Source organism: Pseudoalteromonas sp. NH0006-26, assembly GCF_057552415.1.
This window is the reverse complement of the sequence record NZ_BAAJMJ010000001.1, coordinates 32,162-58,332: the sequence shown is the minus strand read 5'-3', so window position 1 is coordinate 58,332 and position 26,171 is coordinate 32,162. Positions and strand designations below refer to the sequence as shown.

Annotated in this window: 21 protein-coding genes; 9 read left to right on the top strand and 12 right to left on the bottom strand. The window is 40.2% G+C overall.

The features are described from left to right. Positions 1 to 23 precede the first annotated feature (23 nt). The 8 genes from AC27JR_RS00250 to AC27JR_RS00215 form a co-directional block, all read right to left on the bottom strand. Complete coding sequence (locus AC27JR_RS00250) at positions 24 to 1,238, bottom strand: EAL and HDOD domain-containing protein (protein ID WP_487172367.1); 1,215 nt, start codon at positions 1,236 to 1,238, stop codon at positions 24 to 26. 83 nt (positions 1,239 to 1,321) lie between these two features. Continuing rightward, on the bottom strand, positions 1,322 to 2,854 hold the full coding sequence (locus AC27JR_RS00245) for a glycogen synthase (protein WP_487172365.1): 1,533 nt from the start codon (positions 2,852 to 2,854) through the stop codon (positions 1,322 to 1,324). 47 nt (positions 2,855 to 2,901) lie between these two features. After that, positions 2,902 to 4,176 carry a glucose-1-phosphate adenylyltransferase gene (gene glgC / locus AC27JR_RS00240; RefSeq protein ID WP_131692071.1) on the bottom strand — a complete coding sequence of 425 codons (1,275 nt, stop codon included), beginning with the start codon at positions 4,174 to 4,176 and terminating at the stop codon, positions 2,902 to 2,904. Positions 4,177 to 4,196: 20 nt separating this feature from the next. After that, entirely contained in the window at positions 4,197 to 6,722 is a 2,526-nt protein-coding gene (locus tag AC27JR_RS00235; protein ID WP_487172364.1) for a glycogen/starch/alpha-glucan phosphorylase, read from the bottom strand. Beyond that, the gene (gene glgX / locus AC27JR_RS00230) at positions 6,715 to 8,778 is read right to left on the bottom strand and encodes a glycogen debranching protein GlgX (protein WP_487172363.1); all 2,064 of its coding nucleotides are present in this window, start codon (positions 8,776 to 8,778) and stop codon (positions 6,715 to 6,717) included. The genes AC27JR_RS00235 and glgX overlap by 8 nt, the downstream gene beginning before the upstream one ends. Continuing rightward, positions 8,771 to 10,993 (bottom strand): 1,4-alpha-glucan branching protein GlgB, encoded by a 2,223-nt coding sequence (gene glgB, locus AC27JR_RS00225; RefSeq protein WP_487172362.1) that lies wholly within the window; start codon positions 10,991 to 10,993, stop codon positions 8,771 to 8,773. The genes glgX and glgB overlap by 8 nt, the downstream gene beginning before the upstream one ends. Further along, positions 10,994 to 12,988: a 4-alpha-glucanotransferase gene (malQ, locus tag AC27JR_RS00220; protein ID WP_487172361.1), complete on the bottom strand. Its 1,995-nt coding sequence runs from the start codon at positions 12,986 to 12,988 to the stop codon at positions 10,994 to 10,996. A gap of 9 nt (positions 12,989 to 12,997) precedes the next feature. Next, positions 12,998 to 13,300: an isoamylase early set domain-containing protein gene (locus tag AC27JR_RS00215; protein ID WP_008112507.1), complete on the bottom strand. Its 303-nt coding sequence runs from the start codon at positions 13,298 to 13,300 to the stop codon at positions 12,998 to 13,000. 374 nt (positions 13,301 to 13,674) lie between these two features. Between AC27JR_RS00215 and AC27JR_RS00210 the strand changes: the two genes are divergently transcribed. Continuing rightward, positions 13,675 to 14,598: a hypothetical protein gene (locus AC27JR_RS00210; protein WP_008112504.1), complete on the top strand. Its 924-nt coding sequence runs from the start codon at positions 13,675 to 13,677 to the stop codon at positions 14,596 to 14,598. Between the two features lies 1 nt (position 14,599). Here the strand turns inward: AC27JR_RS00210 and AC27JR_RS00205 are convergent, their stop codons facing one another. From AC27JR_RS00205 to AC27JR_RS00195, 3 genes are all read right to left on the bottom strand, one after another. Further along, entirely contained in the window at positions 14,600 to 15,625 is a 1,026-nt protein-coding gene (locus AC27JR_RS00205) for a GGDEF domain-containing protein (protein ID WP_487172360.1), read from the bottom strand. 141 nt (positions 15,626 to 15,766) lie between these two features. Further along, the gene (locus tag AC27JR_RS00200; protein WP_487172359.1) at positions 15,767 to 16,141 is read right to left on the bottom strand and encodes a hypothetical protein; all 375 of its coding nucleotides are present in this window, start codon (positions 16,139 to 16,141) and stop codon (positions 15,767 to 15,769) included. 255 nt (positions 16,142 to 16,396) lie between these two features. Further along, positions 16,397 to 16,825 (bottom strand): Lrp/AsnC family transcriptional regulator, encoded by a 429-nt coding sequence (locus AC27JR_RS00195; protein WP_487172358.1) that lies wholly within the window; start codon positions 16,823 to 16,825, stop codon positions 16,397 to 16,399. A gap of 189 nt (positions 16,826 to 17,014) precedes the next feature. On the opposite strand from AC27JR_RS00195, the gene AC27JR_RS00190 reads away from it, so the two are divergent. The 4 genes from AC27JR_RS00190 (at position 17,015) to AC27JR_RS00175 (ending at position 21,630) form a co-directional block, all read left to right on the top strand. After that, positions 17,015 to 18,220: an aspartate aminotransferase family protein gene (locus AC27JR_RS00190; RefSeq protein ID WP_076919757.1), complete on the top strand. Its 1,206-nt coding sequence runs from the start codon at positions 17,015 to 17,017 to the stop codon at positions 18,218 to 18,220. A gap of 68 nt (positions 18,221 to 18,288) precedes the next feature. Next, a complete protein-coding gene (gene astA / locus AC27JR_RS00185) occupies positions 18,289 to 19,323 on the top strand; it encodes an arginine N-succinyltransferase (protein WP_487172357.1) in 1,035 nt (344 codons plus the stop codon). A gap of 8 nt (positions 19,324 to 19,331) precedes the next feature. Beyond that, positions 19,332 to 20,798: a succinylglutamate-semialdehyde dehydrogenase gene (astD, locus tag AC27JR_RS00180; RefSeq protein WP_487172356.1), complete on the top strand. Its 1,467-nt coding sequence runs from the start codon at positions 19,332 to 19,334 to the stop codon at positions 20,796 to 20,798. A gap of 28 nt (positions 20,799 to 20,826) precedes the next feature. Then, the gene (locus AC27JR_RS00175; protein ID WP_008111467.1) at positions 20,827 to 21,630 is read left to right on the top strand and encodes a DUF1338 domain-containing protein; all 804 of its coding nucleotides are present in this window, start codon (positions 20,827 to 20,829) and stop codon (positions 21,628 to 21,630) included. A 72-nt stretch (positions 21,631 to 21,702) separates the two neighbouring features. Here the strand turns inward: AC27JR_RS00175 and AC27JR_RS00170 are convergent, their stop codons facing one another. After that, positions 21,703 to 22,983 (bottom strand): flavohemoglobin expression-modulating QEGLA motif protein, encoded by a 1,281-nt coding sequence (locus tag AC27JR_RS00170; RefSeq protein ID WP_131692082.1) that lies wholly within the window; start codon positions 22,981 to 22,983, stop codon positions 21,703 to 21,705. 146 nt (positions 22,984 to 23,129) lie between these two features. Between AC27JR_RS00170 and AC27JR_RS00165 the strand changes: the two genes are divergently transcribed. The 4 genes from AC27JR_RS00165 (at position 23,130) to betB (ending at position 26,166) form a co-directional block, all read left to right on the top strand. Next, positions 23,130 to 23,387 carry a DUF3081 domain-containing protein gene (locus AC27JR_RS00165; RefSeq protein WP_131692083.1) on the top strand — a complete coding sequence of 86 codons (258 nt, stop codon included), beginning with the start codon at positions 23,130 to 23,132 and terminating at the stop codon, positions 23,385 to 23,387. Continuing rightward, positions 23,387 to 23,689 carry a hypothetical protein gene (locus AC27JR_RS00160; RefSeq protein WP_372862051.1) on the top strand — a complete coding sequence of 101 codons (303 nt, stop codon included), beginning with the start codon at positions 23,387 to 23,389 and terminating at the stop codon, positions 23,687 to 23,689. Before AC27JR_RS00165 ends, AC27JR_RS00160 begins: the two co-directional genes overlap by 1 nt. Before the next feature lie 436 nt (positions 23,690 to 24,125). Then, the gene (gene betI / locus AC27JR_RS00155) at positions 24,126 to 24,701 is read left to right on the top strand and encodes a transcriptional regulator BetI (RefSeq protein ID WP_131692084.1); all 576 of its coding nucleotides are present in this window, start codon (positions 24,126 to 24,128) and stop codon (positions 24,699 to 24,701) included. 1 nt (position 24,702) lies between these two features. Then, positions 24,703 to 26,166 carry a betaine-aldehyde dehydrogenase gene (gene betB, locus AC27JR_RS00150; RefSeq protein WP_487172355.1) on the top strand — a complete coding sequence of 488 codons (1,464 nt, stop codon included), beginning with the start codon at positions 24,703 to 24,705 and terminating at the stop codon, positions 26,164 to 26,166. The last annotated feature ends 5 nt before the right edge of the window (positions 26,167 to 26,171 follow it).

Here is a 26,171-nt window from a genome sequence, read left to right as displayed (position 1 = left end):
ATAATTGCGCAAACCCTATCCCTTTAAATATTATCTTTGTAGCTATCGGCCCATTGTACTGCTTGTTTATAGAGTTTTGGCAAAAAAGCACTGTCTAAATTAATCAATAAGACTGCTTTCTCAAGTGCCCACCAACTTCCTGTTTCATACGCTTTTACTGTTTCCAGAATATAATATAAGTTATTTTTTTCGCCAGTTAATGCCGCTTTAATTTCATCCGGGAATGGCAGTTTATCAACCAACAACGCCATTGGCTGATCTAAGATAGCATCAAGCAAAGAAAACAGCCCAGTTAAAAATGCCTCACCCTGCACTTGTTTTGCGACTTTGCTGGCTATTAACTCACAAAAACGAGCGCGAATAACACACATTTGCATAAGCTCTATCGGTTTATCACGCGCGGTGTGTGCCGTAACAATTAAGCTAACAAACTTTTTCAAACGGGCTTGGCCTAAGTATACCAGCGCTTGTTTTAATGATGATATTTGGCTTTGCAGCGGAAATACACCGCTGTTTAATAATCGTAATAGCTTGTAGGCCAATGCTGCATCAAGCTCAAATAAACCGGTGATCACTTTAACATCAGGATCTGGCTTCATTACTTCTGAGTAAATAGCGATGACAAGGCCATAATTATAATGGATATCCTTTTGCTCTATCATTGCGGGACGCGCAAAGTAGTACCCTTGGAAATAATCAAACCCCATTTTTCGCGCTAATTTATATTCTTCATCGGTTTCTATTTTTTCAGCTAACAGTTTAATATTTTTGTATTTTTTAAGCTTATTGACCACCAGCGGAATTTCAGCCAGTGGCGTAAGCCGAATATCAAATTTAATTAAATTAACCAGCTTTAAGAAGCGTTCCCACTGTGGAGAGTAAACAAAGTCGTCGAGGGCTAATTTATAGTTACTGTGAAAAAGTTTACGGCATAATTCATAAGTGTCGTCGTTGGGCTCTATGGTTTCGAGTAATTCAATAACTACATCTTTGCAGGGTAAAAATTCGCATAAATCGAGTTTTAACGATTCAGGACCAATATTGATCAACGCTTTTTTTCCCGAAGTAATGTGTCGAGTACCTAAGTTAAGCTGGTTTTCCATGATAAGCCGAGCTGTTGCTTGACCATCAGATACACCAGGAAAGCAATTTTCTGGGCTATCGCGAAAAAGTAGTTCATATGCAACTACATTTTGATTACGATTAAGGATTGCTTGCCTTGCCACAAATACAGACACATTACCTACTTTTAATTATTTCCACCAGACTAAGTAATTAAAGCGCAAATAGGAACGGATGTCACTGAACTTTAATAAATTTTTTAATATAAGTATGTAATATAATCAGTTACAACACTATCCCAACCAAAGCGGGTATTTTTAGCGCTATTTTTTATTGCTTGCCATTGCTTAGGATTAGTTTGTTTTACACGCAAAGCCTCAGATAAACTAACCAAAAGAGCTTCTGCCTGAGTCAGTAAGGTATCACCAGTAAAACAAAATCCAGTCACATTATGCTCAACCGTATCTTTTAAACCGCCCACACTATGGACCAAACACGGCTGACCTGATCGCATTGCTAACATTTGGCTAATACCGCATGGCTCAAAAGAACTGGGCATTAAAAATAAATCCCCTAGTTGATACATTAAATCGCCTATGCTTTGACCATAGCCTTTTAAAAACAATAAGTTGTTATTACGTGCCATTGCACTAGTAAATAATTGCTCCAGTTTCCTATCACCCGAGCCTAATACAATCAAACGACCACTAAATTGATTTATAACCCTGCATACCGCATCGATAGTCAAACCATCATTGTGTTGCTGGCACAGCAATAATACTTTTTGCTCGGTGAGCCGCCCTACACTGGTCAGTAAAGGTCCTTTTTGCTCAGATGCCATAAATTGTAAAACGCGTTGGTGAGCAATATAGTGGCTGCTGTCTAAGTGTACATTTTTTGCCATCCAGCTAAAGAGCGTAGCTTCTATCTGCTCTAAAAGCTGGCTAAACGTTGTCTGATGCGGATGCAGAGCTGTGTAATCACAGCCGTTAAGTATCCCAATCAGTTTGCCCTGTTCAGCCGCTTGTTGTAAATCACGCTCAAGACCTTCGCCACCAAAAAAACCGCCTGCGTCATTACTCGCTATTTGCACTTCTTGGCTATAACTTGGTGAAACCACATGTACTTTATCAGCTAGGTTAATGGCACTGCGCATCGGGTTAAAACAATGGGGATAACGAGGATCACAAAGCAATTGCCCGTCATAACTTAATGAGGGAAACCATGCTTCTAAGCTAGAAACATCGCCTTTAAAAGGGCGAATACCTTGTAAGGCTAAATTATGAACCGTGTATACTAAACGCAGCTTAGCAAGTTTGCGATAGCGAGGGTCAAACTTAAGTAACACAGCCACACACGCACTGTGCCAGTCGTGTAAATGTAATGTGTTTGGTTGTTTTAATATCCCTTGCAAAAGGGCTTCACAAATAGCGGCATTAAACAGTGCGAACTTACTCGCATCAGTAGCGAATGGACGATTGTCATCATCGTTGCAATACACACTATGTGATTGGCTAAACAAAGGGTGGCTTATTACTATTTGGCTCACCCCTTTTTGCGCCTGTGGAATTTCAAACAGAGATAAAACGTGCGAGGCTGAGTTAAACGCAACGTTTACTTCACCAATAAAACAGCGCTCCCCCAACTCAAATCCATAGTCTGGGATCACCACATCGACCGTTAAACTCTGCGCAGCTAAGGCTTTTGGTACATCACGAATGACATCGGCAACACCACCGACTTTGGCATTAGGTAACGCATCATTTTCTGCGGCAACCATTAATACATGCATTTATTTACTCTTATGGTTAGCAGCAAGGCTTTCACCTTGCTATTTAATTATTGATTTAACTTATTCTCTAACTTTGTCAGCATCTCGCGGGTCACCAAAACAATTCCCTTTTTAGAGACTCTAAAGCCATTGGCTTCGTCGGTTTTACGATCATAACCAATTTCTAATCCCGCTGGGATCTCACAGCTTCTATCAATAATAGCGCGCTTTATTTTACACCCGCGATTAACAATAACACCGGGTAAAACCACCGACTCTTCAATAGTACAATATGAGCGGATATGTACATTAGAAAACAGTAATGACTTTCTGACTAATGAACCTGAAATAATACACCCGCCCGATACGGTTGAATCAACAGCCATACCCCGGCGATCGTCGTCATCAAAAATAAACTTAGCCGGAGGAAGCTGCTCTTGGTATGTCCAAATTGGCCAAGTAGGGTCGTATAAATCTAGTTGTGGCTCAGGCATAACCAGTTCCATATTCGCTTCCCAAAACGAATCTAAGGTTCCTACATCGCGCCAATATGGCTGTCCAGCTTGTGCAGGATCTCTAAACGGGTAGGCAAATACATTATGCTCTTCGATAATGGCAGGAATAATGTCATGACCAAAATCACGTCCTGAGCCTTCGGTTTGTGAATCTTTTTGTAATTGCTCAAATAAAAACTCAGTATTGAATACGTAATTACCCATTGACGCTAAGCATGTACCAGGTTTACCAGGAACAGAGGTAGGTTCGGCTGGTTTTTCGTCGAATCTTCTCACTCTGTTCTCTTGATCTACGGTCATTACACCAAAGGTGCCTGCGGCTTCTTCAACCGCAACTTCTAAACAACATACGGTCATATCGGCACCATTTTCTACATGCTTTGCTAATAAACCGCCGTAATCCATACGATACACATGATCGCCTGACAAAATCATTACATATTTAGGTAGTTCATGACGAATAATATCCATATTTTGAAATACCGCATCGGCAGTACCGCAATACCATTCATCACCATGACGCTGTGATGCAGGTAAAATCTCAACTGACTCGCCTAACTCCTTTTTAAAGTGTCCCCATGCACGATTCACATGGCGTATCAGCGAGTGAGATTTATATTGCGTTGCAATCCCTACTCGTCTGACACCAGAGTTAATACAATTTGATAGTGGAAAATCAATAATACGGTGCTTACCGCCAAAATAAACGGCTGGTTTTGCACGCCAGTCTGTTAGCTCATGCAGGCGAGAACCTCGCCCTCCAGCTAGAATGAGTGCATAGGTGTCTCTGGTTAAATTACTTATATAGCGATTTGCATAACTGGGCATATTACTCTCTCCGTTTAGTGTCAGCTGTTAGTGTCAGTGTTCGTTTTAACTGTTTGGTGTGTGGTATCTAGTGGGGTTAAATGCCATATGTCATCACAATATTGAGCAATCGTTCTGTCACTAGAAAATAAGCCACTGGCCGCGGTATTTAAAATACTCATTTGAGTCCAGTAGGTTTGATCAGCATAGGCTTTATCCACTTCACGCTGCGCAGCAATGTAACTGGTAAAGTCATGTGCGGTTAACCACGCATCGTCTTTACTCTTAATACTGCTAATCACATCGTCAAATAAGCCTGGTTCAAATAGATTAAAATGGCCACTTTCAAGTAGATGCATCACGCTGTTTAGGTCTGGGTTATTCGCAATGATTTCGCAGGGGTTATAATGCGCTTTAATTTCGTCGACATGCTCGGCTTGGGCGCCAAATAAAAAGAAGTTTTCAGCCCCCACTGCATCGCGTATTTCAATATTTGCGCCATCTAGGGTGCCTATTGTGAGCGCACCATTCATCATAAACTTCATGTTGCCGGTACCCGATGCTTCTTTGCCTGCTGTTGAAACTTGCTCTGACAAATCTGTTGCTGGGCAAATAGTTTCCATGGCGGTTACATTATAATTTGGTAAAAAAGCGACCCTTAAATACTGTGACACTTCAGGGTCTTTGTTGATCACCTCTGCAACATTATTAATTAGTTTAATAATTTTCTTCGCCATCATATAACCTGGTGCGGCTTTACCACCAAGTAATACACAACGGGGAACCATGCCTTGTGTATCACCACGACGAATACGGTCGTATAAGTGAATAACATGGAGCACATTGAGTAACTGGCGCTTATATTCGTGAATGCGTTTTACTTGCACATCAAACAGCATGTTGATATCAAACTCTACGCCGCATCTTTGTTTTACTAAATCAACTAAACGTTGTTTGTTTTCTCGTTTTGCTTGCTGCCACGTTACATGAAACTGCGGATCATCATAGAAACGGCGTAATTGAGCTATTTGTGCAAAATCGCCTACCCAGTCTTTTCCTATCTTCTCGCTAATGATATGACTAAGACTCGGATTACAATAAGCCAGCCAACGCCTCGGTGTCACCCCATTGGTTTTGTTATTAAACTTTTCAGGCCATAATGCGTAAAAGTCTTTAAACAAACCCGCGGTTAATAACTTAGTGTGGAGCGCGGCCACGCCATTGACTGAATAACTGCCCACAATGGCTAAAAAAGCCATGCGTATTTGCGGCTCCCCACCCTCTTCAATTAATGATAAATCTCGTTGTTTTTGCACATCACCCGGCCAATGTCTTGCAACCTCTGCTAAAAAGCGGGCATTGATCTCATAAATAATCTCTAAAATACGTGGTAATAATTTAGCAAATAACGACACTGACCACTTCTCTAACGCCTCCGGCAATAAGGTGTGGTTTGTATAAGCCATGGTTTTGGTTGTGATGCTCCATGCTTGATCCCAATCGAGCTCGTGGTCGTCAACTAAAATTCGCATCAGCTCTGCCACAGCAATACTTGGGTGGGTGTCGTTAAGCTGAAAAACATGATGCTGAGCAAACTCAGTAAAATTATCCCCATATTGGTCAATCCACTGACTAAGCACATCTTGTATGCTTGCCGATGATAAAAAGTATTGCTGGCGTAAACGCAGCTCTTTACCATTTTCACTGCTGTCGTTAGGGTACAACACCATGGTTATTTGCTCTGCGAGATTTTTTTGTGCCACCGCTTCTGAATAACTACCGGCATTAAACTCGGCTAAATTAAATTCATCGGTTGCTTCAGACTTCCAAAGCCTAAGCGTATTAACAATATTATTTTTATAGCCAGGAATGGGCACATCGTAAGGAACCGCTAGCACATCTTGAGAACTTACCCACTGGCGGTGTTCACGACCAAATTTATCGGTATAACTTTGTACATAACCCGAGAACTTAACTCGTTTAGCTTGCTCTGGTGCGCTCAATTCCCAAGGGTGACCTTCGCGTAGCCAGTTATCTGGCTGCTCAATTTGGTTGCCTTCTTTGATTGATTGATTAAACATGCCGTATTCATAACGAATTCCATACCCGACTACTGGCAGCGCTAAACTCGCGCAACTATCTAAAAAACAAGCAGCTAAACGCCCTAAGCCACCATTACCTAAGCCGGCATCATGCTCTGCTTGCTCCACATTTTCCAGCTCAGTACAGTAAGCTTGCAGTGCCGTGGTTACCTGCGACTCTAAGTCAAGGTTGAGTACCGCATTGCCCAGCGCTCTGCCCATTAAAAACTCTAGCGATAAGTACGCTGTTTTACGGCGTTTTTGTTGTTTAATTTGCTGATTAGTTTCTCTACAGCGTGCGACTAGCCTATCTCTTATTGTCAGCGCCAATGCATGATACAAATACAACTGCGACTCACCCACCACATCACGCCCTAAGGTGTAATAAAAGTGACGAGTTAAATCATCACTTAAGGTACTTTCGTCAATCACCGGGCCTTCTTGCCAGCCTTTTACCACACACACTTGCTCGTCTTGCTTAGTCATAATCATCGCCTTCTAAATTGGCACTAAAAACCCAACTACTTTGTGCTGAAATATTCACGGTTGCATCATCTTCAACAACAGATGAGGCGTTATTTACGCTTGATAACACTAACGTCCATGGCGCGATAATGGGCGATTGTGGTAATTGGCAGACCACAGGCTGTTTACTGGCGTTTAAAATAATTAATAACGCATGCTTATTTTGCTTATCAAGCAGGCTGTACATTAAAAATTGTCGCGTATCTTCATGCCAATGTGTTTCATCCATTTTTTTACCTTGTTCGGTAAACCACTTAACGGTAAAACGTTCATCAATATCATCTAAAAACACACTGTGTTTAAACGCACTATGCGCGCGCCTAATTTTTAATGCATCATCTATAAACTGAATCAAACAATGATTCAGTTGTGAGTCTTTCCATGCAAGCCAACTAGTACGATTATTTTGACAATAGGCGTTATTATTACCGCCTTGAGAGTGCGCCATTTCACTGCCTGAGGCTATCATTGGCACCCCTTTAGAAAGCAGTAAGGTAAGTAAAAAGTTTTTTTGTTGTTGCAGGCGCAAGCTCATTATTTCAGGGTCGCTACTAAATCCCTCAACCCCGCAGTTGAATGAGTAGTTAGCGCTGTGGCCATCTTGATTATTTTCACCATTCGCTTGGTTATACTTTTGCTCATGACTGACTAAATCGGCAAGGGTAAAACCATCATGACTGGTAATAAAATTAATACTATTAAGCGGGCCGCGGTTACTGTGTTCAAAAATATCAAACGAGCCATGTAAACGCTTAGCCACATCACTAATAATGCCTTTTTCACTTTGCCAAAAGCGTTTAATCACATCACGGTATTGATCATTCCACTCACGCCAAGGAGCAGGAAAAGCACCTAACTGATACCCACCAGGGCCTATATCCCAAGGCTCACTAATCAGCTTCACTTTATTCAACACAGGGTCTTGTGCAACGGTTTGTAAAAACGTATGAGACGCACTAAAGCCCGTGCTTGAACGCCCTAAAATGGTGGCTAAATCAAATCGAAAGCCATCAACGCCCATAACTTCCACCCAATAGCGCAAGCTATCTAGAACCAGTTGCAAGGTTTTTGGATGGTCAATATTTAAGGTGTTACCACAGCCAGTATCGTTTATGTATACATTGGGTTGCCCATTGATAGTGCGATAATAAGTGAGATTATCGAAGCCACGTAAAGACAATATCGGTCCATCACTGCCGCCCTCAGCAGTATGGTTGTATACAACATCTAAAATAACTTCAATATTGGCGCGATGTAATTCGCTAACCATCTGTTTAAAGTCGTTTATATCGTCATTAACCAAATAGTCTTTGTGGGGAGTAAAAAAATTGATGCTATTGTAGCCCCAGTAATTTTGCAGGCCTTTAGTAATTAAAAACTGTTCACTTATAAACGCATGTACAGGCAAAAGTTCAATAGCGGTCACCCCTAAACTTTTTAAATGCTCAATAAAGCGTGGATGGCTTAAGCCTAAAAACGTACCTTGCTGTGTTTTTGGAATATCCGGGTGGCGACACGTAGCACCTTTTACATGGCACTCATAAATAACCGTATTGGCCCAGCTGTGCTGCGGCTTATTATTAGTATAGGCAACCGGTGTCGTTACTTTAGATTTAGGCATATCTATCGCATTATTAACCATGCTTTTAGTGCCTATTGGCATTTGCCCGTAATGGCGCTCGCTCCAAGTAAATTCGTTAAATAAGTCTTTTGCATACGGGTCAATCAGCAACTTATGTTCGTTGAATAACATGCCCTTTTCATGGTTATATTCCCCATCAACCCTAAAGCCATATAGTGCGCCAGTGCTAAGTGGTGCAACATGAATACTCCACACCCCGCCTTCGTTAATATTCATCGCTATTTTTAATATTTCTGTATGGCCACTTTTATCGAATAAACAAACAAAAGCTTGGCTTGCATTTGGAGCGTATAAGGCAAAGTTGACACCGTTGTTTTGTACAGTCGAACCCAGTGGCAAAGGTGCACCATGGGTAACCTCAAAGCAATTACTCATCATTCACCTTTTGCAAATAAATCGTGGTTAAGCCACCCAGGTGTAATGTAATACTGTGATCAAAGCCATGACTTGGTTGTTCAATTGAATGAATAAGTTGATTTGGTTCATCAGTGACATTGCAGCCTGAGCCAAAAAAACATGACTCATCAGTATTAAATATCACCTTATAGCTGCCTTTAGCAGGCACGCCTAAAGTAAAGTGTTGATATGCTGTAGGGGTAAAATTAGCGACAATAACCATAAAATCGTCAGCACTTTTGGCATAACGAATAAAGCTAAATATACTTTGCTGATTGTTATTATTATCTATCCATGAAAAACCAGTAGAGCAACTATCAAGCTCATAAAGTGCTGGATGGGCTTGGTACACATGATTAAGGCGTTTAACCGTATCTTGAACACCTTGATGGCTGTGGTGTTCAAGCAAGTGCCAATCTATTGAATGGTCATGATCCCACTCTTTTCGCTGTGCTATTTCGGCGCCCATAAACAGTAGTTTTTTTCCTGGATGCGCCCACATAAACGCATAATAAGCCCGTAAATTAGCAAATTGTTGCCAGTCGTCACCAGGCATTTTGTTTAGTAGTGAGCCTTTGCCGTGAACGACTTCATCATGACTGAGCGGTAAAATGTAATTTTCACTAAAGGCATACACCATAGAAAATGTCATTTTATGATGGTGGTATTTCCTAAATAGTGGGTCTTGCTGCATGTAATGCAGGCTGTCGTTCATCCAGCCCATATTCCATTTATAACCAAAGCCCAAACCATTGTGCTCAACACTTTGCGTCACCCCTGGCCACGCCGTTGACTCTTCTGCCACCATCATAATACCGGGGTTATTTTTATAACTGCGCATGTTCACTTGTTTAAGGCACTCTATCGCCCCTAAATTTTCTCTGCCGCCATAGCAATTAGCCACCCATTGCCCTTCTTTTCGGCTGTAATCAAGATACAACATAGACGCCACTGCATCTACTCGCAGTCCATCTATGCCAAATTGACTAAGCCAATACATCGCATTCGATATTAAAAAGCTTTTAACTTCAGGGCGATCATAATTATAAATATAGGTATTCCAATCAGGGTGAAACCCTTGACGCATATCAGCATGTTCATATAAATGGGTGCCATCAAAACAATGTAACCCATGAGGGTCGCTTGGAAAGTGCCCCGGCACCCAATCGAGTAAAATACCGATATTGGCTTTATGGCATTGCTCAACTAAGTATTTAAAGCTGTTGTAATCACCAAAACGACTTGTTGGTGCAAACAAGCCTACCGGCTGATACCCCCAAGAACCATCAAACGGGTATTCACTAATAGGCATAAGTTGTAAGTGAGTAAATCCCATATCAGTCACGTAACTTACAAGCTTATCGGCCAGCTCAGTGTAGTTTAAGTAACGATTATGTTCAGCGCGTTGCCATGAGCCTAAGTGCACTTCATAAATACTAATAGCGGCATCAATATGATTGCGCTGTTGTCTATTTATAATCGCTTGTTCACTGAGCTTAATAGGGGCAGGCTTGTACTGTAATATGCTTGCCGTGCCGGGCGCTTGCTGCATTTTGAACGCAAATGGATCGGCTTTATCTAAAACTTCACCACTAAGTGTGGTGATGGCAAATTTGTAGCACATATCGGCGCATAACCCCGGGATAAATAACTCCCATACTCCACTGGCAGGATGAAACCGCATGAAGTGACGATTGGCCTGCCAAAAGTTAAATTCGCCAATCACTGAGACACTGGCGGCATTTGGTGCCCACACACAAAAACGAACACCGTCTACGCCCTGTTGAGTAATAAATTGCGCACCTAAGTGCGCATATGCATGCTCAAGACTCCCTTCGTTAAACAGGTACATCGCTTGCTCATCAAGCGTACTACTAAAACTGTATTCATCGTAAAAGGTAATATTATTGTTTTCATAACTAACATGGCATTGGTAAACATTGCTAGGCATGCTTGATAACTCAGCTATAAATAAATCACTTTGTTTATAGCGTAATGCGCTAACGGCTTGACCATCAATTAACAGTTCAACCTGCAATGCTGCTGGCAAATACACTCGTATTTCTATGCCAGATTGTGTGCTGTGCACCCCTAAAAAACTAAACGGGTCTTTAAATCGCCCTGCGGCGAGCGCCGTGACTTGTGCGTCATAATCAGCCAAAGGCGCTGATTTCATATTTTTAATACTGCCCATTTACTCATTCCTTATTGAATGTATTGCAGTCAAAAGTGACGCATTATCAGTAAAAATATCCTTGCAAGTATGTGTTAACACTCGTCTCCAATTAGGGTACTCTTTATCTGTGCCCGGAATATTAACTGGGTAGCGTTGCTTGTCTAAGTCATCAATTTGTAGAGCAAATAATCGCGACGGCGACTTTGCTAAACACAAAGCCAGCGCACTATAAACAGCAAAAGCATCGGTGCTTAATGACATATCAGAATGTGTGTCTTGTGTATTAATAAAACCGAGAAGTCGCTGCTGCTCTTGTTGACGTTGCTGCACTAGTTGCTGATATTCAACAGCATCAATCAGTTGGTACTGTTGTTTGAGGTTCAAATCGCTATGCTGCCACCAGCCAACAAATGGTGGTACATCATGATTGGCAATCATCAGCAGGCATTGTTCGCTAAGATCGTCGCGATTAACAAATTCATCATTTTGTTGTTTTTCAAAATAAAATAAGCTGTTTGAAAAAATACCGCTGCTCACCAGCGCTTCTTTTACCTCCGGCGGCACAACTCCTAAATCTTCACCTATCACGACGGCCTGATTAAGGTGAGATTCAATTTTCAAAATAGCTAACAAATGCTCGAATGGGTAGTAAACATAGCAACCATCTTGGTTATTATTATTGTTAAAACACCACCATAAACGCCTAATTGCCATAACATGATCTATGCGTAATCCACCCACAGACTCCATATTGGTGCGTATCAGTGAGCGGTAAAACTGATAGTTATTGTCAGCAAGTCGCTGAGGATTTATTGCTGGCAACCCCCAATTTTGACCACTCTCAGCCCAAGGGTCCGGAGGAGCTCCCACAGTCGCATCTTGGCTAAACAACGCCTGTTGGTGTTTAAATTCACTGCCCTCTTTGGCACAACCCACCGCTAAGTCGTTAATCAAACCAATCGCCATGCCTTGGTCAATACAATGCTGTTGGCATCGCTCGAGTTGGCTGTGAGTCTGCCATTGTAGGTAATATTCGAATGACGGCTGTGTTGCTTCCAACATAGCAAGTACATCACTGTGCTGTTTACAAAAGGCAGTAAACTCGTCTTGCCGAGCTTGACTACCCTGTTGTTGAAACTGCACAAAAAGTAATTTAAAGGCATTATATTTATGCTCAGTAACCGATTTATAATCAATAAATGTTACATCTTGCTCGCTTTGCGACGTTAAGCAGCAAGAGGATAAATAATCGTTTAATGCGGGGTTGTTAATACTATCGGGCGATAAGTTGATTGCTATATATAATGGGTTAAGTAAGGCGCGGTTACTTGGATTATAGGGACTAGCGCACTCTGGATTATCTGCAAATAATAAGTGCAGTGGATTAAGTAAAATATAATCCATTTTTTGTTTTGCACACAGCGTGGTTAATTCTAGTAAATCATTAAAGTCGCCAACCCCCATTCCAGCTTGGTTTTTTAATGTATATAACTGAATTGATAAGCCAAAGCGTTTTTTATCCGCAATTTGATACGCCTTTTCTGGTATAGACCAAATTTGTGTACTTGCTGATTGTTCACCCATGGTTAGCAACGCATCATAATAACCCGTAGGTAAATGGGTAAGTGGTAGTGCTATTTCAATATAGCGACAGCCATTTAAAAAATATTCACCTAATGGTGCATAGTGAGCAATTTGATCAAATTGCAGCTTTATATTCAATGCCGCTATATTAAGCGTAATTCTTTGGTGCGCGTCGGTTTCTTTAATACGTACTTTTAGCACATTGCTCAGCTGATTTACTAAGCTAATAGCCGGTGTAAGCGTTAACCAAGTAGCCGCATCTAATTGATAATTTAACTGTTCTATGAGCCCAGTATCACTGGTGTCAACGCCACAGCACTGCAGCGCTAACTTTCTAGTTTGTTCACTAAAAACAACGTGTTCGCCCGTATATTTAGTGTACTCATAGCCTATTCCATGCAAATAAAATAATTGCGATAGTGCGTCCATTCACCAACCTTAATTAATGCGCTGTGTATTTACTATACTATTTTCTGTACCAAAATTATTGGCGCTATAGCCATCAGCATGATGATCATTATCCCACTGCTTACCATTAATTAAATAACGAAAATGAAACTCTTTATCAACAGGCAAACGTTGTTTACATTTAAACACACCCAGCTTCTTATTGAGTTTCATCGGCATGGGCTGCCAATCATTAAACTCCCCAAGTAAACAGACGTTATCAGCATCAGGGTGAGAAAATTCAAACGTGACTTCTGCTTCATTTTTTGTTTTAAAAAAGCGTTTATTCAACATAACAGGCTCCAACTAAACCGAAAGGGTTATTCATCTTTGCCACAGGCCAAACAGCTTAAATAGGCGATGTGGAATCCATTCATTCACATAAAAACAAGCTTAAAGTTAAGCAAAACTTTATTTACGCATTATTACAGTGCGGTATTTATTTTACCGCACCAGATTGGTGCAGTTTTTAACCATTTAAACAGGTTTTTAGGTAAGCTACTCTACTGAGCAATTATTAAACCAACTACACCCAATTACATTACTTTAACTACAATATACACGTTATTTTTTTATTACTGCACTGAGGTTATAAAAACCTTTAGCTTAACAACATCATCAGCGATAATAATTATCTAACTAGCCAATGCGATGAATATTTAAAGACTATGATTAAAAAAAGCATTCTTATTACCTCTGTTATTGTTTTTATTACCATCATCGCTGTTGTTGGCAGTTCAATTTATACACTATATAGTAAAAAACTAGTTTCTGTAGACCCAAAGCTAAAAGAAATTTCAGGCATTGAGTTTGATAAATATAAACGTCTGTGGGCTATTAACGACAGCGGTGATGAGCCAAAGCTTTATCGTCTAAATAAAGACGGCTCTATTGCTAAAGAAATTTTAGTCAGCAACGCAAAAAACATTGATTGGGAGGACATGACGCAAAATAAGTTTGGTCATTTTTTCTTAGGCGATTTTGGCAATAATAAAAATGAACGTAAGTGGCTAACCATTTATAAAATAGAAAACCCTATTGATATCAAAACAAATACCACCGAAGCTGAAATTATCAAGTTCACTTATCCAGAATTAGACGGCAGCCCAATACAGCCTGAACAACGTAATTACGACTTAGAAGCTTTTGTGGCTTATGGTCGGCATTTATATTTATTTACTAAAAATCGTACAGAGCCATTCGATGGTATTACTAACGTTTATAAAGTAGGCGATCACGCAGCAAATTTTGACGCCCAGCTGATAGACTCGTTTAAAACCTGCACCACTATGGAAAAGCTATGCTGGATCACCTCTGCAGCGCTCAGCCCAGATAGAAAAAAACTAGCACTACTAGATTCAACCAGCATTTGGCTGTTTGAAAACTTTAAAGGGGATAAATTTTTCTCTGGCGATGTTTATAAAATCGATCTTGGTATTGTGACTCAAAAAGAAGCGATCACCTTTTATGATGATAATACAATCGCCTTTACTGATGAGGAATTTAAAGGCATTGGTGGTAATGTTTATTTTTTAAAACTCGACCAAGTGTCTAAAGTAAAAGTGCAGCGAAATCATACTCAACCGCAGTAACTTAAAATAGATCTATCTCTGAAGAATTAACTTGTACATTTATTAAGTTCTCGGCAAGCAAATCTTCATAGATACAATATTTATCTCGGCCATTATTTTTCGCATAATAAAGTGCTTTATCAGCGCTCTCTAGCACAGTGATGGGAAAATCATAAGGACTGATACGTGCTAAACCAGCACTGATGGTCATATTTTCAACAAAAGGAAACGATGTATTTCTGACAAGCTGAAGAAATTCAGCCATTTTATTACTAATAGACTCTGCATCTGTGGGCTCAAAAACAATCACAAACTCTTCCCCACCAAAGCGAAAAATTAAATCTGTTGAACGAAAAAAATGACGCATTTTTTGCGCTAATATCAGCAGTACTTCATCGCCACAGATATGACCATACTTGTCGTTTATATTTTTAAAGTGATCGATATCTAAAATAGCCAGCCAAGATGTTGATGCCTGTTTTGGCCGTCTTTTTTCTTCCTCTCGGACTGACCCATGTACTTTTAATACTTGCTTTTCAATCAGCTGTTTTATTTTTTTCTCAAATGTTTGTCTATTTAACAGCCCTGTTAATTTATCTCTTTCATTTTCATGAAGAATCACTAAATAGTTTTCAAAAATACGACAAAAAGCGTTCAACATTACCTGAGCGGAACTATCTAAACTATTTGAAACCACAGAAATTGCGGCAACTGTTTTTTCTTGGCGGGTAATGGGTAGCCAACGGCGTTCTATGCCATCCGTTGATTGCACCGTAATAATACAAGCAGAACGTAAGCAGGATATAAGTTCATCCTCGGGGTGAGTAACAAGCTGTCGTTGAGTCCACTCGAATTGTTTTTCACCAGTGACTTTCAAAGAAAGGCTTTGCTCAATGCTAAGTTGGCCCTGAACTTCTATATCTTTATAAACTGAGATTTCTTTACAGCCAATAAACTCTTGGATGGTCGATATTAAGCTGTATTCAAGTGAGTCTACGTCTCTGTTTTTTGTTATTTTAATAACTGAGTTTAGTAAATTTTCTTGCATTCGATTCCCTAAAGCAAACTGGGCGTTAACAACTAATAAAACCTAGCATAGACCAAACAATGGAATATGCTAAATTTTATCAATGCTGACCAGCTCAGGAATCTCTTTTTAACTAACTTCAAATCTCAAATACAAAACAATCTAACTATTAGTCATGCAATTTATAAACTTTTCAGATACCAGCGTGATGGCCACTTTATCAGTGTACATAGCCTCACTGTTTTTTCTTGTAAAGTCAGCACATCGTGCTTGTGATTGTTTAAATTTTTGCTTGCATGAGTTCACTGACTCACCAATGACTTCTTGATAAATGCTTTCATCGCATAAGCTATCGGCAAACTGACTTGCGCCAGTAATAATCTCATCAATGCTGATGGAGGAGGATTCTAATTTGAAGAATATATCGCTATAAGTTTCAACCGTTATGCTATCGGTTGGGCTAAATAAAGTGGCTTTTGCACTTAAATACGAACCACCTATTAATAGGGCTACAGCAGCGATTGTTGTGTATTTCATAACATTTCCTTGTAATGTCTTTGAGCAGTAGTTCTTAAAAACGTCCTATTTTAAGCGTACTTTTTATCTACGAATGCTCTAAAGAGTGATAACACTGTGTGTCAGATTTTTTAGTGAAGAAGGTTGCAATATACGGGTAGAAAAGCCGATGGGTTAGCTTATAACAATCCTTGTTCCTAATATCGAACAGATTACAATTAAGTGAGCTTAAATGCAAATAGTTAATACTCACTGAATGTATAAAAATAAATCGAATTAACGCTTAAATTTGGTTTCTAAAATAACCGATGAACGAGTGCGCTCTACCCCATCTAAATTACCTATATCGTCCAGTAAATGGCTCAACTGCTCAAGGTTTTGAGCCTCAACAATGGCAATTAAATCAAACTCACCACTAATTGCATACAACTGCGATATAGCATCTATTTGCTTTAACTCCACGTTGGTTTTAGTGGTTAGCTTTTGTTTGACCTTTATTGAGACATGTGCAGAAACTAAGCTATTTAAAAAATCATCTCCAAAGTCAACGTTATACCCTTTAATCACACCACTTTGCTCTAACTTAAGCATACGGCTTTGCACTGTTGAGCGGGATAAATTTAAATGCCTTGCCAAGTCAGAAATACTCGCACGAGCGTTCGTTTTTAGTACAGACAATAGCTTTTCGTCTTGGGGAGTTATCATAATGCTAATAAATTTCGTTAATTTGGCTATTATTCTAATCATTTTTCACAAAATAGCACTGCAAATTTAATTCATAACCTTTGATAATGACTTTTTTAACAAGTAAAACGCATTGTATTGCTGAATAAGCCTGCGCTTATCGTTTTTTTTCAGCAACGTATTTTTTAAGTGATTAATTTAGGTGTAAAAATGCAAGTAACCAGAGATTTATTTAACGACGTAATGGTCCCTAACTACAACCCATCAGCAGTTATTCCCGTTCGTGGTGAAGGCTCACGCGTGTGGGATCAAAATAATAACGAATTTATCGATTTTGCCGGTGGTATTGCGGTTAATTGTTTAGGTCATTGCCACCCTGCATTAGTAGGCGCACTTAAAGAGCAAGGTGAGAAAATTTGGCACTTAGCAAATGTAATGACCAATGAGCCAGCACTTCGCTTAGCTAAAAAAATGGTTGATGCGACCTTTGCTGAAAAAGTTTACTTTGCAAACTCAGGGGCTGAAGCAAACGAAGCAGCTTTAAAATTAGCGCGTCGCTTTGCACTGGACAAATTTGGCGCTGAAAAATCTAAAATTATTGCTTTTAATAAAGGCTTTCATGGCCGTACTTTTTTCACTGTAACAGTGGGTGGCCAAGCCGCTTACTCTGATGGTTTTGGTCCAAAACCTGCTGATATTGTTCATTGTGATTACAATGATATTGCCGCTTTTGAAGCCTTAATTGGTGATGATACTTGTGCGGTAATGATGGAGCCATTACAAGGTGAAGGTGGTATTGTGCCACCAACCAATGAATTTGCACAAAAAGTACGTGAGCTGTGTACTAAACACAACGCACTGCTTATTTTTGATGAAGTGCAAACTGGCGTTGGCCGTACAGGTCATTTATACGCATACGAAGGCCTAGATGTTATTCCTGACATTTTAACAACGGCTAAAGCATTAGGTGGCGGGTTCCCAATTGGCGCTATGATCACCACGACTGAAATTGCAGCACACCTAAAAATAGGGACTCATGGTTCTACCTACGGTGGTAATCCATTAGCATGTGCTGTTGCAGAAGCGGCATTTGATACAGTAAATACTCCTGTGGTTTTAAATGGTGTAAAAGAGCGTGAACAAATGTTCCGTGATGGTCTAAATGCCATTAACGAAAAATACCATGTATTTAGTGAAGTCCGCGGTAAAGGCTTACTGATTGGTGCGGTATTAAATGAGAAATTTGAAGGCCGTGCTCGCGACTTTTTAGTCGCAAGTGCTAACAACGGTTTAATGAATTTAGTAGCCGGAATGAACGTTATCCGCTTTACGCCTTCATTAGTGATCCCATTTGAGGACATTAAAGAAGGCTTAGCTCGCTTTGAAAAAGCAGTGAGCGAAGTTGTAAACGGTTAATCACTAAGTAAAAATATAAAGCCCTGAGATAAATATTTATCTCAGGGCTTTATTGGAGTAAGTAGTTAATGCAAGTATTACGTCCTATTACTGTCAATGATTTTGCAGCACTTAAAGAAATTGCCATTGAGTCAGGTCATGGTTTTACCTCTTTACCTGTCGATGATGGGCAACTACAAGAAAAAATTGACCGTGCACAAAGCAGCTTTACTAAAAACGTAGATAAGCCTCTCGACGAAAGCTATTTATTTGTTTTAGAAGACAGTGAATCTGGCAAAGTAATTGGTACTACCGCCATAGAAGCAGCCGTCGGGTTATCTGTGCCTTTGTACCATTACCATTTAGGTAAAACCGTCCATCACTCACCCACTTTAAATGTTTACAATACCGTTGATATTTTAAGTATGTGTAATGACTACACTGGCTGCTCAGAAATATGTACTTTATTTTTGCGTGAAGACAGCAGAAAAGGCTTAACAGGACGATTTTTATCACGATCACGCTTTTTATTTATGGCACAGCACAGTGAACGTTTTGCCGACACTGTAATTGCGGAAATGCGCGGAGTGAGCGATGAAGCAGGACACTCACCATTTTGGCAATGGTTACAAGAACACTTTTTTAGTATTGAATTCCCACAAGCCGACCACTTAGTAGGCTTAGGCGATAAAGTATTTATTAGTGAACTCATGCCTAAATACCCTATTTATGTAAACTTGCTAAGTAAAAAGGCACAAGCTGTGATTGGCCATGTCCATAATAAAACCAAGCCTGCACTTAAGTTGCTTGAAAAAGAAGGGTTTGAACACCGTGGCTACGTTGATTTATTTGACGCAGGCCCCACAGTAGAGGCAAAGCTCGGTAATATTCGCAGTATTCGTGATTCACAGGTGTGCCCAATTACCATTGGTGAGCTTGAGCATATTAATGAGCAAAGCTCAGATACCCTCGCAATTTGTAATCAAGGGGTCAACGACTTTAGAGCCACGTTCACTAAACACGCTCATTATAATCACGCAAAACACACTTTAGTTATCAGCCAAGAAGTAGCTGATGCACTTCATTTAAATCAAGGAGATGCAGCGCGATTTTTCCGCCTGTAACACTATTTATGAACACACAACTAATTAATAATCAGTGGCATGTAGGCCAAGGCCCAGCGTTTAATTCTGTTAACCCAAGTAATGGCGAAATTGTTTGGCAAGGTAATGGTGCCAGCCCAGAACAAGTTAGCAGTGCAATTGAAGCGGCAAGAGCCGCACAAGTTCAATGGGCCGATATGCCAATTGAACAACGTATTACCATTTTAGAAAGCTTCGTAGCCCAATTAAAAGAACACAGCGAAGAGTTTGCCACTGTTATTGCTAGTGAAACAGGTAAACCACTATGGGAAACACGCACCGAAGTGGGCGCGATGACAGGCAAGGTGGCTATTGCTATTCGTGCTTACAATGAACGTACTGGCACAACCGAAAACCCAATGCCTGGCGCAAAAGCCTTTATTCGCCATAAACCACATGGTGTAGTGGCTATCTTTGGCCCGTATAATTTTCCAGGTCACTTACCCAATGGTCATATAGTCCCTGCTATATTAGCGGGTAATACCGTGGTGTTTAAACCATCAGAACTAACTCCTCACGTAGCCCAGTTTACTTTAGAGCTGTGGCTAAAAGCAGGCTTACCTGCTGGGGTTATAAACCTTGTTCAAGGTGAACTGGAAACAGGTAAAGCGCTTGCCTCACATCAAGATATCGATGGCTTATTCTTTACTGGTAGCTCAAACACAGGGCATTTATTACATAAACAATTTGCTGGTCATCCCGGTAAGATCTTAGCGCTTGAAATGGGCGGTAACAATCCGCTAGTGGTTAAAGATGTTGCTGATGTGAGCGCCGCCGTGCACGATATTATTCAATCGGGCTTTATTACTTCGGGTCAGCGTTGTACCTGTGCACGTCGTTTATTTATTGAAAAATCAGCCAATGGCGATGCGATTTTAGAAAAGCTGATCAGTGCAACCAAAAATATCTTAGTAGACGATAGCTTTGCGGACGATCAACCATTTATGGGCGCCATGATCAGTGAAAAAGCCGCGTTAGGCATGGTTGCAGCGCAAGCTGACCTAGTTAAACAAGGTGCTGAAGTACTCGTTGAGCTTAAACAATTAAAACCAGGCACTGGCTTTGTCAGCCCAGGGATTATTGATGTCACTAATATCGATGAAATCGCCGATGAAGAACACTTTGGTCCGCTAATTAAAGTATACCGCTACACTGACTTTGATAGCGCCATAGCAGAAGCGAACAACACCAGCTTTGGTTTATCTGCAGGTTTACTTGCAGACAGCGAAGATGATTACAGCCACTTTTTAAAGCGTATTCGTGCCGGTATTGTTAACTGGAACCGCCCTATTACAGGCGCATCAAGCGCAGCGCCATTTGGTGGCATAGGTGCCAGTGGTAACCACAGAGCCAGTGCATACTATGCTGCAGATTACTGCGCATACCCAGTGGCCTCAGTAGAGTCAGAGAAAGTTAATTTACCGCAAACCCTCGCGCCGGGCTTAATAATTGAATAACAATTTTAGAAAAATTTAAGGATTTACCATGCATACCAATGTAAACACATTATTTGATAACTTATGGCAAAACTACCTAACCGTAACGCCATCAGCTGATAAAATTCATGACTTATTAGGCTCAACTCAAAAAGACGACATTATTAACGACCATATTGCTTTGCGTACTTTTAATATTGAAAAAGTAGGCCTTGAAAAGCTGGCTGCGCACTTTTTAGCGATTGGTTATAAAGAATGTGGTGAGTACCACTTTGAAGCAAAAAAACTCTACGCCAAACATTATGAGCATAGCGACCCGACACAGCCTAAAGTTTTTATCTCTGAGTTATTAGTTGAAAAATGCTCGCCTGAACTACAAGCAATTGTTACTGATATGGTGGCACAAATTGACGAAAGCGCAGTGACTGCCGATAACTTTTTATATTCAGGCACGCATTGGCAAGTAAGCACCGATACATACAAAAAGTTATTAGCTGAGAGCGAATATGCGGCGTGGATGTCTGCGTGGGGTTACCGTGCTAATCACTTTACTGTGAACATTAACACCTTAGCTAAGTTTGATAACATCCATGATGTAAACCAAGCTCTTAAAGATGCAGGCTTTGCACTGAATACCTCAGGAGGCGAAGTAAAAGGCTCGCCAGAGGTGCTATTAGAGCAATCATCAACATTAGCTGATGAATGCGCCGTAACCTTTAGTGATGGCGATATGCGCATTCCTAGCTGTTTTTACGAGTTTGCTATTCGTTACCCAAAACCAGATGGTGAAATTTACACTGGATTTGTTGCAGCCTCTGCAGATAAAATTTTCGAGAGCACCAACGCACGTTAACTGTGTTGTGCTAAATTAAAAAAAGCCCGTTTTTGGGCTTTTTTTGTCTCTGAGAAAAAGCTCACTTATAAATTATAAAAACAACGGCTTGTAGTCGTTTTCTAATTGTTCAAATGACAAATTACCAATAAAACGACCAAAGCTCAGCCACGTAGCAAGACCTCTTAAATCTTTAAAATGGGGCGGCACAAATTGCGGGTTTTCAATCACACCTAAATCATGTAGTTGCGATATTAACCTAAAGTCATCAATTGATATTTTACCCACCAGCAATAGCGGTAATTGGTCAATTCTGCCAAGCTGTATCGCCACCCGAATTAAGTTATAAACCAATACAAAGCCTTTTATATAAGCAATGTCTTTGGTAAACGGTAAGCCGGTTGCCGTGCTACCTCTAAATACCCGCTGTGCAAGGGTATAGCTGTCGTCTTTCGATAACCCTTGTGCCACATAATCTCGGTATATATCTACAAACTCTGCACCATCAATCACTTTGGTGACGGCTTGAATACGGTTTACTAATTTTGATAAGCGCCTAGGCGTTGACTTTAAAGTAATAATTTCAGTCAGTACTGCAAGCCCCTCCTGGGTCACCGTAGAGCTTGGTGTGCCTTTACTCAAGCAAGTTAAATAAGGTTGCGCTAAGCCATTTTGAGTGGTGCCTACATGGATCCAGCCCTCGTGTACCTCTAAAATATCTAATTCGCGCTGAGAAAACTTAACATCCTGATTAAGCTTTATATTATTAGCGCCTGCGGCAGCATCACTGACAATACCATCGCTAAGCATTACTTCAACATTAATCCCTTGCATACTGGCATTGACCTGCTCGGACAAAATACGCACTGCATCACTGGCATCAATATTTTTAGGATCTTCAGGCAAAATATTCGCATCAAGCAAACTTTTTAATGGCTGCTCAAGCATATTAGCCAGTTCAGATAACGAAGGTTCACCGGCATGAAAAAGATCTTTTGGATGACCAAAAAGCTCTACCGACAAGTCATGAAACTCAGCAGTACCTCGGTACTCCAGCATATTAAGCACTGTTTTATATTCACTACACATTTTACCCATATATTGAGTAATTGGATTTAATTGCCCCAATTGGTTAATTATATTACGGTGTAGTGTGGAAAATGCTTGGCGCAACTCGCTAGGTACAAACCCTAAATCGCGCTGTTGATAATAAGCACGGTCAATTAAAGGGTTTTTTTGACATTTTTGCCTAAAAAACTCTTCTTTAGTCTGTTTATCCCAATTAATTGCATCAAGTATTCTAATGGGGGTTTGCAGCGCAATGAGTTGCTCAGATAATTCACGAGTTTTTAGAAGTAACGCCTTGTCTATCATGGTAAAAGCTCAACATAAAGTGAACTTTGAGCATAATTTATAAATTAAAAATAACAAAGCAATATCACACATTTTTGACTATTATTTTTATGATGATCGACCCGAATCTCTATAGCGTATGAGAGAGTAAATACAAGGTGTAGATAATGAAAAATGAAATCGACAACAAACAAATTTTAGCGGTTTACGAACGTATTCAACAACGTGGTGAAACCACAGAAGAAGGTAAGTTTTATCAAGGCGTTACTGCATTTTCTGACATAGACGGCTATACCGTTTATTTACAAGGCAGTGGCGTATTATTGCGCTTTGGATTTCATAACACTTACCACTTAGATTACGAACATGACAAACACAAAGACGACTTTTTGCAAAAACTATACAACATAGCCAATGAAGAGTAATGCGACCAACAAACAGACGAAATAGGCCAACCAGCTCACGTAACTTGCAGTTTATTAACCAGGTTATTGCGCAATTAAAAGCAGAGCCTGAAAAGCTGCAATTGATAAAAAATAACCTTGCTTATTACCGTGCACAAACACACTTAAAGCGCGGCTTTTTGCTGGCAATAGAACGCTTTGATTGGGTGTTTGAAGCCACTGATAACATCGACGAAATCTGTGAACAGATTATGGCCGATGATTATATTGGCAATCGCTTAAGACGTTATCCCTTATTATTTAAAGGTGTTGTTGAAACCTAAACAGCGCCTTACTTACCCTATATCGCATTAACCTTTATTTAAACTAACCCCCCATACCTTTCTATATATTCAGTTTTTATCACAACAACCCGCGCACTCGCTTTGCCTTGATATATGCAAGCTGACTGCAAAAAATACAATTAGTACTCTAATAGTTAACGCACTAACAAATAAATCACTAAAAGTTTCACTCACCTCGTAAACAATTAATTACACTATATATATCAACACAAAATAAACATGCAAAATATTGTTATTTAATGACTTTTTATGAATTACCAAGTTGTTAATTTTGCATCATTCAGGACTCATTTTGTTAATTTTTTATCCACATTTTACTTTCTTACCATTCGCACAAGCCTTGAATTGTTAGAGTTATTACCTTAAGCTTAGTTTATTGAACGATCAATTAATAAAAATTATGCCTAAAGTTGGAATGGAACCTGTAAGGCGTCAGCAGCTAATTGACGCGACCATAGAGTCAGTTGCTCAGAAAGGATTACAGGCAACCACTATTAATAGTATTAGTAAAAATGCAGGAATGTCATCGGGTATCATTAGTCATTACTTTGGTGGGAAACAGGGGCTAATTGAAGCAACTGTGCGTTACTTACTGTCTAACTTGAAAAACGACTTAATTAGTAAGGTTGATGAAAATACCACAGCAACACAAAGGTTAATGTTTATTGTTGAATCAAACTTTGCGCTAGTACAACAACGAAAAGACACCACTCGGACGTGGTTAAGTTTTTGGGCGCAATCAATGCACGATAAGGAACTTCATCGTTTACAAAATGTAAACAGCAAACGCTTGCAAAGCAATTTAACCGTTTCATTTAAGCAATTAATGCCTTTAGCGCAAGCAAATCTCGCGGCTGAATTAACCGCAGCAATGATTGATGGCTTATGGCTTCGTGCCGTATTAAGCCAGTCAGACGAAAATCAGTTTAAACACAGTGAATCACTGGCTAAAAACTATGTGCATTCACTTATCAAGCAATATGGAGCCTAACGTGACTACACCTATCTATCAAAACTTTATCAACGGCCAATTCCTAGCAAATAAAAGCGGCGAAACATTTGATGTAGTAAACCCTGCAACCGGCCAGGTAATTTATGCCGTTGAAATCGCTGACCAGTATGTTCAAAACGCAGCGATAGAAAGTGCAAAACAAGGCTTTAAAGTTTGGTCAGCGATGACCCCTATTGAGCGCAGCCGTATTTTATTAAACGCCGTTGCTATTTTACGCGAGCGCAATGATGAGCTTGCCCTGGTTGAAGTGCTCGATACCGGTAAACCAATGCAAGAAGCTAACTGCGTAGATGTTGAAACAGGCGCAGATGTAATTGAATATTTTGCAGGTCTTGCCCCTGCACAAGTTGGTCAACAACAAATGGTTGGCGATGACTTTTACTACACACGCAAAGAGCCTTTAGGTATTTGTGCCGGTATTGGTGCATGGAACTACCCATTACAAATTGCATGTTGGAAATCAGGCCCAGCCCTCGCAGCGGGTAATGCATTTATTTTTAAGCCGTCTGAAGAAACGCCGCTTGGTGCAATTAAATTAGCCGAGGTGTTTATTGAAGCAGGCGTCCCTGCTGGCGTATTTAATGTAGTTCAAGGCGCCGGTGAAGTAGGTCAATGGCTTACTGCACACCAAGATATTGATAAAGTATCGTTTACTGGTGAAGTAGGTACCGGTAAAAAAGTAGTCGCCAGTGCTGCAGGCACATTGAAAGATGTGACTATGGAACTAGGTGGTAAATCGCCATTATTAGTATTTGACGATGCCAATATAGAACAAGCAGTAAGTGCTGCCATGTTAGGTAACTTTTATACCCAAGGTGAAATTTGCACGAACTGTACTCGTATATACGTGCACAAAAATGTGTACCAACAATTTATTGATGAACTTAGAACACGTACCGAAAACAATATTATTGCCGGTGACCCGCAAGATCTAAACACTAACTTTGGCGCGCTTATTTCTAAGAAGCATCAAGATTTAGTAATGAGCTACATCAATAAAGGCCTTGAAGAAGGTGCAACGCTGCTAACGGGTGGTTCAACGCTTTCTCCAGCATCTGCACCAGATGGCTATTTTGTAGCGCCGACAGTGTTTGTTGATTGCAACGATGAAATGACCATCGTTAAAGAAGAAATTTTTGGCCCAGTAATGAGCGTTTTAGTATTTGATGATGAAGATGATGTAATTGCACGTGCTAACGGCACTCACTTAGGTTTAGCTGCAGGCGTTTTCACTAGCGATATTAAACGCGCTCATCGCGTAATTCATCAACTTCAAGCCGGTATTTGTTGGATTAATGCTTACGGTAACTCGCCAGCAGAAATGCCAGTGGGTGGCTATAAGCAATCGGGTATTGGTCGTGAAAATGGTATAGAAACACTTGATCATTACACGCAAACTAAGTCTGTTTATGTTGGTATGGCCGACATAGAAAGCCCGTTTTAAGGAAT